General features: G+C 71.7%; 8 protein-coding genes. 1 reads left to right on the top strand and 7 read right to left on the bottom strand.

Going from position 1 to position 11747, the window contains the following annotated elements:
• Nucleotides 1-4: 4 nt before the first annotated feature.
• The 5 genes from OG975_RS26180 to OG975_RS26200 are packed head-to-tail and all read right to left on the bottom strand — an operon-like array spanning nt 5 to nt 8938.
• Nucleotides 5-1537, bottom strand: a complete 1533-nt coding sequence (locus OG975_RS26180) for a hypothetical protein (RefSeq protein ID WP_406331810.1) — start codon at nt 1535-1537, stop codon at nt 5-7.
• A gap of 37 nt (nt 1538-1574) precedes the next feature.
• Complete coding sequence (locus tag OG975_RS26185; protein ID WP_406331811.1) at nt 1575-3527, bottom strand: TOMM precursor leader peptide-binding protein; 1953 nt, start codon at nt 3525-3527, stop codon at nt 1575-1577.
• The gene (locus OG975_RS26190) at nt 3517-5205 is read right to left on the bottom strand and encodes a hypothetical protein (protein WP_406331812.1); all 1689 of its coding nucleotides are present in this window, start codon (nt 5203-5205) and stop codon (nt 3517-3519) included. Before OG975_RS26190 ends, OG975_RS26185 begins: the two co-directional genes overlap by 11 nt.
• Nucleotides 5202-7805 carry a lantibiotic dehydratase gene (locus OG975_RS26195; protein WP_406331814.1) on the bottom strand — a complete coding sequence of 868 codons (2604 nt, stop codon included), beginning with the start codon at nt 7803-7805 and terminating at the stop codon, nt 5202-5204. Before OG975_RS26195 ends, OG975_RS26190 begins: the two co-directional genes overlap by 4 nt.
• Entirely contained in the window at nt 7802-8938 is a 1137-nt protein-coding gene (locus OG975_RS26200) for a hypothetical protein (RefSeq protein WP_406331815.1), read from the bottom strand. The genes OG975_RS26195 and OG975_RS26200 overlap by 4 nt, the downstream gene beginning before the upstream one ends.
• A 126-nt stretch (nt 8939-9064) precedes the next feature.
• Here OG975_RS26200 and OG975_RS26205 point away from each other — a divergent pair, with 126 nt between their 5' ends.
• Nucleotides 9065-9631 carry a hypothetical protein gene (locus tag OG975_RS26205; protein WP_406331816.1) on the top strand — a complete coding sequence of 189 codons (567 nt, stop codon included), beginning with the start codon at nt 9065-9067 and terminating at the stop codon, nt 9629-9631.
• Nucleotides 9632-9723: 92 nt separating this feature from the next.
• Here OG975_RS26205 and OG975_RS26210 read toward each other — a convergent pair whose 3' ends face one another.
• On the bottom strand, nt 9724-9900 hold the full coding sequence (locus OG975_RS26210; RefSeq protein WP_406331817.1) for a thiazolylpeptide-type bacteriocin: 177 nt from the start codon (nt 9898-9900) through the stop codon (nt 9724-9726).
• 226 nt (nt 9901-10126) lie between these two features.
• On the bottom strand, nt 10127-11674 hold the full coding sequence (locus OG975_RS26215) for a SagB family peptide dehydrogenase (protein WP_406331819.1): 1548 nt from the start codon (nt 11672-11674) through the stop codon (nt 10127-10129).
• Nucleotides 11675-11747: the final 73 nt, after the last annotated feature.

An 11747-nucleotide genomic window follows, 5' to 3' on the forward strand; every position in this document is an offset into this window, starting at 1 on the left:
TCCATCAGACTCTGATGTCCAGCAGCTCGTGGGTCGCGTGCCTGGGGGCGCCGGCCACCGCGGCCAGGGCGACCATCTCGTCCGGTTCCAGCCCGAGGATGCGCTGCGTGGGTATCTCGTTGAAGGCGCGGACCGGGCGGGCGAACATCCCGTGCGCCGTGGCGGACAGGCACAGGCCGTGCAGGGCCCAGCCGCAGTAGTACTGCGCCGCGCTCCACCCGCCCGGCCCGAAGCGGGTGAACAGCTCGCGCGGTTTCACCGACAGGAACCAGATCGCCGCGGCGTTGCGGATGTCGCAGCCGGCGTCCGTGCTGAGGCCGTACCCGTACTCCGCCTCCAGCCGGGCCGCCGCGGTCCGGTCCGCGGACAGCAGGACCGCCTCGCTGTCGCGGGCGCGGTGGATGCCGTCCTCGTGGCCTTCGACGTCCTGGACCACGGCGGTGACCGTCACCAGCTCGGACACGGCCCGCAGGGTCGGTCCGGGCGGCGGTACGCCGAGCCAGCGGATCGCGTCCCGCACGGAGCCGGCGGGCATCCGGGTGCGCCGGCCGCTCATGCCGAGCAGACCGCGCGGCATACGGCCGGAGTTGCGCTGCCACATCAGTTCCGCCCAGTCCTCGGACGCTCCGGGCGCGGACGGGAGACGCGCCGGAACGGCCGGGGTGACGGGGGTCGCGGGGTCGGTGAACGCCTGGGCGCGATTGACGCGCACCAGATCCCTGAGCGCCGCGTCCTGTGGGCGGTCCTCGGGCACCCCGGACGGCTCCGGCTCGTCAGCGGACCGGGCGGCATCGTCCGGCCCGAGCTCGATCACGAGGGGCAGCGACCATTCCCAGCTCGGCGTCAGCCCGAGTTCGTCCAGCAGGTCTGCCGAGCCCTCGTGCGGCAGCACCAGCCGGCCCGACAGCCCGAACAGTTCGAGGGCCAGCGCCAGGGAGCGCAGGGTGATGCCGAGTTCCAGGTTCACCAGCGAGCCGCGGAACCACTTGTAGCCGCGGGGGATACGCGTGTACCTCCCGGTCAGCGCGATCCGCCGGTGCCGCCCGCGGTGGCGGCCCGAGGTGAGCGCGGTGAGCGCGTGCCGCTCGGGTTCGAGCAGGTGCCAGCGCTCACCGTCGTCGACGAAGACCTGCACCGGGTAGAGGCAGCGCGGTGAGGCGTAGCCGCGGTGCGGGTTGTAGACGTTCTCCGGGTCGGACCACTGCACCCCGAAGGCCGCGACGAGCGCATGGGCCAGGGCCTCGTCCGGGTCGGACGGGGCCGCCCGGCCGTGCGGGAAGGGCAGCGTGCCGAGCAACTCCGCGGTGCCCCGGGGCAGTTCCGTACGCCGTCCACCTCGGACGCACGCGGGCGGGGGCGGGGCCACGTGCGACGTCATGGGCGGCTCCGGCACCCAGGTCCAGGATGGTACGGATGGTTCATCGCAGCCGGCGCCGAACTCGTACCATAGGGGCTCGCGTTCGATGTTGTTGTCGCCGAACGGCGGCGGCAGGTCCACGGGGGCCCGCCGGACCGTACCGGTCGTCGTCTCGCTCATGCGTCTCTCCTCGGGACGCGACCGCACGTCGGGCCGCTCACGGGAACGGGTGCGGGTCATAGGGGATTTCCCGGTTCTCCTCCGGCGTCCCGGCCAGCGCGGCCGTCAGACGCGGGAGGTTCTTCAGACGCTGCTGCGCGTGGCCGAAGCACATCGGGAGGATGCCGGGGACGACGGCCTTGGCGACCGCGACGCCGACGTCGGCGTGCTCGCGGGTGGTCTGGTTCACCAGCACGATCCGGTCGAGCCCGGCGTCCGCGTACAGCCCGCGCACATGGTCCAGGGCGCCGCGCACCGTGCCGCCGGAGGCCCGGCGCAGGGCGTCCGGCCAGCCGGGGAAGGCCTCCCGCAGGGTGATCTCCGGGCCGCCGAGGACCTCGGTGACCCGGGACAGCTTCTCGGGGAGGGTGTACAGCTGCGGATGTTGTTCGAGCTCCACCAGCTTCCAGGGGTCGTCGAGCATCCCCTCGGCCTCCTCGCGGTTCCACTGCACCTTGTTGGTGACGAGCTGGGCGACCTCGCGCAGTGCGCCGCGGATCGCGGTGTCCGGGTTGGCTCCCGAGCCTCCGGACGAGTACGTGGCGGGGAACGGGTTCCGGCGGTTCACGACGAGCACCCAGACGATCGGCAGGTCGATGTCCTGCCGCGCCACGAGAACGTGCACGTCGAAGCCGCGGGTCTGGATCAGGTCGATGAGGCTCCGGTTCTCCGGGTCCGTGATCGACTCGTTCGTGATGCGGGGCAGCGGTGTCCGGCGGTGCCAGGACAGCAGGAAGGCGTCGCGTTCGGCGAGTTCGAGCAGGGAGTGCAGGGCGGCCTCTTCGAGGCTCGCTCCGGCCGCGCAGCCGCTCGAAGAGTCGTGGAAGTACTTGCGCAGGGTGCCAGGTTCGGGCGTACGGCCCTCCGCGCGTGCCTGCCGTGCGGTCACGCGCGCCGCCCGGGCCGCGTGCCGGGCGAGCTTGAACCGCTGCTCGTACTGGTAGAAACCGGCCTCGGCGGGGACCAGTTGAGGCGCGCCGGAGGCCAGGTCGTGACCCCACACCCAGTCCATGGGCGTGTCCGCCGTGTGCGGAAGCACCTGGCAGCTCGGGTGGGTCAGCTGCTGCTCGGTGTGCTCGCCCAGGGTGGCCGGATCCAGGGCGTGCTCGGACACCTCGCGATAGCTGCGCTCCAGCAGGAGCGGGGTGTCGAAGGGAAAGCTGCCGAGCCGCTCGTAGGTTTCGATGATCCCGACCGGGTCGGCCTCGGCGAACGTTCCCGCACGGCCGTGCCCCGGAGCGGCGGCGTCGGGGGCCAGGCACATGCTCATGGCGAAGGGGACGTTCGATTCGCGCATGACGACCTGGATCGGCCCGTAGCGGGCGTCGAGCAGACGGTCGCGCAGGGCGCCGGGCTCCACCAGACGCGCGCCACCGGTCCCGCGCGTCGGGTCGTGGGGGGAGAGGGGTTCGGCGCGAAGCGTCAGGGGGGCGGGCTGCCAGTCGTCGTCGAGCACCCTTCCGGGTGCGGCGCACGCCTGGCAGAAGAAGCTGCGCGGGATGCGGTGCCGTCGCACGTACTGACTGCCGACCGCGTACAACTCGCCCGGCTGCAGGGGGTGATCGGCCAGGTTCTCCAGGGCGGCGTCGAGCAGATCGGGCAGCAGGGGCCGGGACGCGCGCGGAACGACGCGCGGTGCTTGCAGGGTGTCCGCCAGGGGATGCTCGGCGGTGTTGCGTTCCCGCACCTCGGCGCAGCCCGCGCAGCCGGAGTCCGTGCCGGGCACCCACCGCGGACCGACGATCACCTCGTCGTCGTAGACCCGGACCGAGACGAGTTCCTCGCCGTTCGCGGCGCTCTTCTCCCACTGCGCCCGCTCCCAGGCCAGGTCCCAGCCGCGGTTCAGCGCGACCACGGCGCCCACCGCGCCGCCGATCCGCCGCAGCGTCTCCTCCCAGGAGGTGTCGCGGAGCGCCGTCATGCCGGGGCCGTACTGCTGTTCATCGCGCATGGCGGAGCTCCTGGGTGAGCTGACGGGCGCGGACAGGGCCGGCCCAGAAGGGGATCTCGCCGAGCGCGAGGTCCGCCCGCAGGGGACGCCCCGTGTAGCGGACGCCCCGTGCCGCGGCGAGCCGGCCGGCCTGCTCGCGCAGCGAGCGGATCTCTTCCTCGTCCGCGGAGTTGACGGAGTCCGTGCGCAGCGCGGGCACACCAGCCCCGGCGCCACGGGTGGCGTTCACCTGGGCCCGGGCCAGGGCCGTACTCAGCGCCTCGCGCACCGCGGTGTCGCCATCGGGGGCCCAGGCCGCTCCCAAATCCGCGCCGTCGGCGGTGAGTTCGACGCGGGCCAGCCGCCAGTCGAGGCCGGGAACGTGCAGCAGGCGTACGGTGAGCGGCTCCGGCTGCCGGTCCTGCAGGATCCGCCGGATACGGGCCGTCTCCTCGCTCTCCACGGGAGCCGTGTGCGAGGCCTCCGCCTCGTCGGCGAGCAGCCGCAACACCCCGTCCAGGAGCCAGCGTTCCACCGTCTGCCCGGCGGCAGCCGCTTCACCCTCGGCCGTCGTGCCGGAGCGCCGCAGCGCCTCGAGGGCGGCCCCTACCGTCGCGGACCGCTGGTCGGGCGCCCATACGGTGACCTGCCCCGGGGTATCGGACCGCAACTCCATCTCCCGTACAGCCAAGGGCATTTGAGGGAGAATCTGCTCCGCGCGCGCCGGAGTGAACAGGCCCTTCCACCGAGCAGTGAGGGCGTTGACCCGCTCGATCGCCTGGTCGGGGTCGGGGAGCGGTTCGGCGGGTGCGTCATCGAGCGTCCGGGGCTCTTCGTCCACCATGTCGGCGGCGCCGAGGAGGACGCGTTCCGCGACGAGTTCGGCGCCGTGCACCACGTGTGTCGCGCCGCCCTCCTCGATCCCCGCCAGGACATCGAACATCAGCTGGCCGGCGATCGCGCCGATCATCGCGTCCGCGACAGGCCGGGCGGCCGGCCCGAGCCCCTCGCCCCGCGCCCATCCGAGCACCCTGCCGCGGACAGCCGACAACACCGGATACCCGTCGGCGTCCCGGACGACCGGGCCCGCCTGCAGCACACGGTCGTCGAGCACGACCGGTACGACCGGCACGCCGTCCGGTATCCGCCCGGCACCGTGGATCCCGAACCCTCCGGCCCGCAGCTCCTCGTCGGTGCCGCACCACAGCACGGCGTCCACCTCGCCGAACTCGGCGACGTCCGGCGTGAGCACCTGGCCGACCCCAGCACGAGCGAGGCCCCGGGAAGCCGGACGTACCGCGTCCGACGGTCCGAACAGGGCGACCCGAGCGGCGCGGACCCCGGCGAAGACCGCATACGGATCGGCGCACACCGATTCCAGATAGGCGAGCGAGCCCGCGTACCGCTCCCGGTCCTCGGCGCTTGGTCCGGCCCCGCTCAGGACGTCCTCGTCCAGCAGCATGCCGTGCGCGCGCAGCCCGCCCGTCAGTCGGCGCACCACGGGCCGCGCCCGTTCCGTGCCCAGCGCCGCCACCAACTCGTCCTCGGTCGTGCCCCGTTCGAGCAGCGGGACACACACGTCCGCGACCTTGAACAGCCCGTCCCAGCCCTTGAGGACGAACTGGGCCCGCGCGCCACTGAAGTACACCCCGCCCGGCACCGGGGCGCAGTGCAGATACGGCCTTGCTCTCATCCTCATCGGTTGTCTCCTTCGTACTGGAACAGGCCGCCCGGGGTGCGTCCGATCTCCACCACCCACTCCTGCGCGTGCGTCCCGTCGACCACCGAAGGCAGCGCCTCCTCCAGGTAGTTGACGGCCTCTTCCTCCGTTGCCCGGCGGTCCAGCATCTTCGGCAGCACCCGGGTGCTCAGCGCACTGGAGAAGTCCACGTACTGCGGCTTGTGCTGGAGCCGGCGGGGCAGTACGTCGGCCGGGTCGAGAGTCCGGGGCGAGTCCTGCCCGAACGCCGTCTTGACGACGACCTCTTCGGGAACGCCGTGGTGTGCGCGCCAGGCGGTCAGCGCCAGCAGCCGCTCGTGCTCCGCGGGCCCGGCGCCCACGGCTGAGGCCAACTCCCCGCCGCCGTACCAGCGGCGCCTGGCCAGGACGACCTCGCCGATCGAGATCCTGGGGCACATCAGCGTGTGCCGCCGGTCGCGGGGCTGTGCCCGGTGCCAGCCGTCGAGCAGGTCGTTGTTGAGCCGGCCCCCGGTGGACAGGGACGTGGCCAGGGACAGCGGTGGCGGGAAGAGCCCCGGGTGGCCTGTGCCCAGCGGAAGCACGCGGATGCGCCGTCCGTCGGCGTCCTCGACAGCGAGCGTGTCGGACTCCGTGTCGTGCACCAGGCGCAGTGAGAACCAGTCGTCGGGCCGCAGCCCCTCCGGCAGGATGCTTGGATGGGCGTTCACGTTGAGGCGGTGCAGCCCGAGGTCCTCCACCACGCGGGCGCCGTCCCACGCGTACCGGTCGAGGAGCCGCCGCGCCAGGTGGGGGAGGGAATCGCCGCCCAGCTTCCGGTCGGCGTCCAGGAACCGGGCGTACAGCATGCCGTGTCCGGGCAGCCCGTCGTTGAACACCAGCCGCTCGCCCGCGGCCTGCACCATGACCCCGTAGCTCATCGGATCCTGGCGGATGCGCCGCGGCAGGTCTGCGGTCAGTTCGACGGCCTCCTGCGCGGACAGCGCGATGTCGGGCTCACCGCCGTCCACTGCCTTCGTGATGCGGGACTGGGTCTCCTCGATCACCCGGCGGCGCAGGGCGAACAGCTGCTCCAGGCTGCCGTCCGCGGTACCGAGACCGCGCAGCGCGTCGGCGTCGCCCCGGGCGTACGACTCGCCCATCACGGCCGCCCGCCGGGAGACCTCCTGGACCAGGGACTCGGCGTGCTCGGTGAGTGGTACGGACGCTCCGGCACCGAAGCGCTGTACGAACGTGGCCGTCGTGATCACGCGGACATCGTGCAGCCAGTCGAACACCGACAACAGCTCCACCGTCGCGCCGACGTCGGCCAGCGGACGCCGCCAGCGGCTGGAGTCGACGGTGAGCGGGGACAGGACGTAGTCCTCCTCGACCGTGACCCGTGCGGGCCGCCGGGCCTGTTGGCTGAGCTGCTCGAAGTCCCCCTCGATCGCCCGGAGTTCGGCCCTGCGGTCCGCGGCGGGCCCGGTCGCGAAGCGCGGCAGCCGGGACCTGACGTCGTCCAGCAGCGCGGAGCCCGGGGTCCCGGGCCGGGTGAGCAGCGCCGACAGCTCGGCGGCCCCGTCCTCCGGCTCGTCGTAGCTGCACAGGATGCCCTGGTGGACCGCCTGCAGTACGGCCTTCGCGGCGTCCTGCGCCGCACACCCCGTCTGCGCGGAGATGTGCGCCACCACCGAGCGCACCGGCCTGGGGCCCATGACGGTCGCGTCGACCAGCGCCCGTACTACGCCCTTGACCGGGGCCGACAGCCGCTGGAAGCCGGATTCGGTGGGCCGCAGGAAGTACAGCGTGTCCCGGCCCTCGTTGAGGGCGGAGGTGGGGGACAGGGCCACCCAGGCGTTCAGCAGCGCGGCGCCGGTGGCCGGGCTGAGGCCGCCGAGGACGTAGGCCAGCATGACGCGGTCCAGGCCTGGAAAGGCGGTGGCGCCTTCGAAGCGCACCTCGCCTGGGTCGACTCCGCCGGGCCCGGGCCGGGCGATGCCGACGGCGGTGAAGCGGGCGAGCGGGCTGGTGCGCACCATGGCCCGCGTGACGTACTGGATCAGTCCCCGCTCCGACTTGCGGCTGCGCGCGGAGAGTCGGTCCGGACCCGCGACCGCGGCGCGGTAGCGCTCCGACTCCTCGTACACCTCGGGGGAGACGAGGGCCAGCGACCGTCGCAGGTGCTCGTCGCCGAGTAGCTTCGCGAGCGTCCGGCGCTCCCGGTCCGCCGCCTGCTCGTAGCGGCGGGCCACCTCCTCGCGCAGTCCGCGACGCAGCTCCGTGGCGCGCAGCCAGCCGGACACCGAGGGCGCCGTCGGCGGGACGTCCTTGACGGGCCGGTCGTTGTGGACGGCACGGCGTACGGCGATGAGCCGACCGCGCTCGCCGTCGTCGGCCGTGATGCCGATGAGGGCGTAGAGCTCCTCGGAGCACTGTTCGGCTGCCGACCGCACCGCGCGTTCGGCCTCCGCGAGCCGGGCCAGGAGGTCCCTGAGGTCGGGATCCCCGAGACGGCTGCGGAGCAGCGGGTTGATGCGCAGGAGCCACAGGGGCTCCTGGTGCGGGGCCGGTCGGGCCGGCTGCGGTGCGGTGACGGCGGGCGTCTCGAGTGCGGTCATCGGGTGGCCTCCTGGGCCCTTGCCCACCGCACCTGCCCCTTGGCCAGCCGCTCCTGCCAGGTCTCGCCGACGACCTCGTCGATCGTCTCGGCGAGGGCGTAGCACATGTAGTACCGCTGGATCGGGGAGACGGTGAGCAGGGGCAGCTGCTGGTAGAAGAGGTTGATCAGCATGCGGTACGCGGCGAACCACGGGGGCGGGTTGTCGATCACCCCGGATTCGACGGTGGCCCGGTGGAAAGCGGTGTCGGGGTGCTTGCCCTGGGGGACCACCTCGGGCGCGGTGGGCGGGCCCATGGCTGTGTTGTCCACGGAGGCGGTGACCGCGTCCAGCATCGCGGGCGTCAGCCGGCCCTCCGTCACCGCGCTGTCCAGGGCACCCGTGGAGTAGGCGAAGGCGGTACGCCACTCGGCCGCAGCCGGGCCGACCTCCCCCGCGAGCCGCTGCTCCACCACGGTGCGCAACAGGGGCGCCTCCGTGGCCAGGCGCGCGGCGAACACCGGGCGCACGTCCTTGCTGGGGGCCGCCCAGGCGAGGAAGGCCTCGGCGTGCGAGCGGAACGAGAAGGCGCCGTGGGCCAGCCCCAGGAAGTAGGAGTCGCCCAGCGCGACGAAGGCCTCGGCGAGACGGGTGGTGGCCAGGGACGGATCCCGGGTCAGTTCCTCGATCGTGTTCATCAGCGGCGGGCACAGCACACCGTGCACGACCTCGGCCTCCCGCAGGCCGTGCAGCAGCGGGTCGCCCGGGGCCACGTCGTCCGAGCCGAGGAATTCGACCTCCCCGTGCTCGCGCATCGGAAGATACGGCGGCGGCACCGCTTCCAGCCGGCCGAACTCCCGTGCCTGCGCGAGATAGGTTTCCTCGTCCAGCGCCCGGTCCCCGGGCAGGGGACCGGCGTCCAGCTGCCGTGCGAGGCTCTCCCAGGGGAGTTCCTGACCCAGCGCACCCCGGCCGATGATGTCCACGTGCGGGCCGTGCAGCCATCCCCGGCGCAGCCGTACGACGACGCCCCCGCTGTCGCGCACGGCGCGGGCGAGGGGCACCACGGACCTGGAGAGCCACCCCAGCGTCACCGGCGCTCTGGTGAAGAGCCGGACTCCTGCGGGGTGGTCTTCTGGCGCATTGGCACTCATGGGCACTCATCTTTCAAGAATCGAATGCGATCAGAAAAGGACTGCCGATTACTTCCTGACAAGCGTCATATGCTTCATGACACCTGTACTGCATTTCGGGATGAAGCGCTGCGGTAGGCTGGGCCGGTGATCAATGAATCCGGCAGCCGAAAATTGAGCGAAAACCGGCCCGTGCAAGGCGCGGTCATCATGTCCGTTTTCGCATCGATGTGGGAAATCCTGGGGGTGTCCGGACTGATACCTCGGGTGTCCGCGCCGGCGTTGTTCTGCATAGTCGCGCTGGCGGCGGCCGTGGCGGTCACGGCGGTGACCCTCGCCATCCGGTTCGGCGCGCTGCCGGGCCAAAGGCGTATGCGCCGGGTGGCGCCGAACAGCTTCCGGGTTTTCGGCCAGGTGAATATCGGTCAGACCGTGGCGGTCGTCGCGGCGATCCTGCTCCTCGGCCGGCTCGGCCTGTGGCCCTACGTTCCCGCCGCGGTGTGCCTGATCGTCGGGCTGCACTTCCTCCCGCTCGCGCGGTCCTTTGCGCAGCCGCAGTACTGGTGGACCGGTGCGCTGCTCATGGCCCTGGCGCTGGCCGCGGTCCTGATGCTGGCCGGCGGCATCGACGCCGCGAACGTCCGTGTCCTGCTGGGATTCGGGGCCGCCGCCGTCCTGTGGGTCACCGCGCTGCACGTCGCCCGCCGGGGCTGATCCACGGGCCCGGTCCCGGACGGACGGCGGTGTTCACCCCCTCGGGGGTGAACACCGCCGTCCGTCTCACCGGATCAGACGATCGGCCTTCGTCAGCAGGTGGACGAAGAGCAGGTCGACGAGGACGACGACGTGCCGCCGCTGCCGCCGGAGGCGCCCATCTCGGGCAGGGCCACGCCCTGCGAGACCTCCAGGACCTCCAGTTCGGTCACGTCGAACGAGGCGAAGACCTGCTCGATGTCGGCAGAGTTGACCGAGACGGTGTTCATTGAGAACTCCTCAACAGTGTCCTTGTACGACCGGACGGCCGCACAAGGAAACTATTTCGAATTTCCTGGCCGGAAACCAGTGTGTGGCGCCTTCGATTGACACTTGTCACGTGCGCGATTACTGATATCACGAGAAGGTAAGTGGAATTTCGAGTTCCGTCGAATGGAAAAGTGAATACCCCCACCTATTCGGTGGGGGCTCAATTCTTGATGTCTTTCCGTGTGCTCAGTCCCGGCGCAGCTCCGAGCCGGCCCATGCAGCCCACTCCGGGTCGTTGACCCACTCCCAGCCCTGTTCCCGGTCCCAGATGCCGGGGTCGCCCGGCGGCCGGCTGCCCAGGATGAAATCGCCCACGGACGACTCCTGCAGATAGTCGAGGCCGAGGACACGCGCCGACATGTCGGCGTTCCCGATGCCCAGACCGCACGGCGCCATCCCCATCGCCGTCGCCACCAGGTACATGGTTTGGTACAGCACGCCGGTGTGCCGCAGGGTCGTCGCGTAGGCCATACCGCTGTACTTCCAGGACAGCCGCTGGAAACGGGAGGTCATCGTGAGCAGGACGTCAGGGTCGGCCTCCCTGGACGTCGCCGCGGACGCCACTTCCAGCATCGCCCTGCGGTCGAGGGGATCGTCGTTCACCAGGACGAGCCGGTGCCCGACCGGGTCGTAGTAGTAGATGCCCTCATCGATGCCCGTACACCGCTGGATGGTCAGGTACAGCTCCAGCTCGAAGGCCGAGCCGCCGGTGGGATAAGGGCGCGAGACGATCTCGCCGCCCGGTTCGTCGCCCTCGGACGGGACGAAGTGGGTCCTGACCCGGCCCACCCGGTAAAGGAACTCGCCGATCTGCTCGGCGGTGAGCGGCTGTTCGCCGTAGCTGCGGAACGACCTGCGGCCTTCCAGCGCCGCGGTCAGGCCGGGGTCGCGCCGGGTGACGTCTTCCAGCGAGGGGCGGTGCAGTGCGATCGAGGGCCCGTCGGGCGGCGGCTTGACCGCGGGGCGCGGGGCGAGCTTCCCCTTGTGCGGGAACACGCCGCCCAGCGGTTCGTCGAACCGTCCGCTGCGGATGCGCGAGTGGAACAGCAGGTCGTGGAAGTCCCATTGCCGCAGGGTCGGGTCCTCCTCCCGGTCGAAGCCCTCCTCGAAGTCCCCGCCGAACTCCTCGCCGGGTGAAAGGACTTCGACGAATCCGGCGCCGACCAGCAGGCCCAGCAGTGCGCCCGCCTCATCCGCCGTCAGGTCGCCGCCGGCCGACTCGGCGAGATCGCCGACGCGCGCAGCGGCCGCGAGCGACGCGACGAGCGCCCGGGCGGCCCGGTGGACCAGCAGCACCCTGACCTTGGCCAGCGGCGACTCCAGCACCAACGTCCCGGACCTGGTGCGGCACAAGGCGAACCGGGACAACCTCACCAGGCTGTCCGGTCGTACGTCCGCGGCCTCGGGAGCGGCGTCGTACGCGGTGTGCTCGAGTCGGATCAGCTCTCGCCCATCGATCCGTACGCCCCGCACGAGCAGACGTCCGATACGGCCCAACAGGCGCTGGAACTGGACGCGTTCGGCGGGACCGAGTTCGTCGAGGGCCTTGTCCATGGGGACGAGGTCACCGGCGAGCCGGGCGAGGGCGTCCCGGACGCCCCCCTCGGGGAGCCGGACGGCGAAGGTGTTCACGGGTGTGGCGAGGCTGACCGACGTGGCGTCGAACCCGACCCGGACGTCGTCCCGGAAGCCTACGAGGTACTCGACTTCGGGCCACGGGTTACCAGGTCGCATACTGACCTCCGAAATCGTGGATACGGATCTCCTATGGTCGTGCGGCGGCCATCACCCGTGGCAAGAGACCGAT

Source organism: Streptomyces sp. NBC_00203, assembly GCF_045206325.1.
GTDB lineage: Bacteria > Actinomycetota > Actinomycetes > Streptomycetales > Streptomycetaceae > Streptomyces > Streptomyces lutosisoli.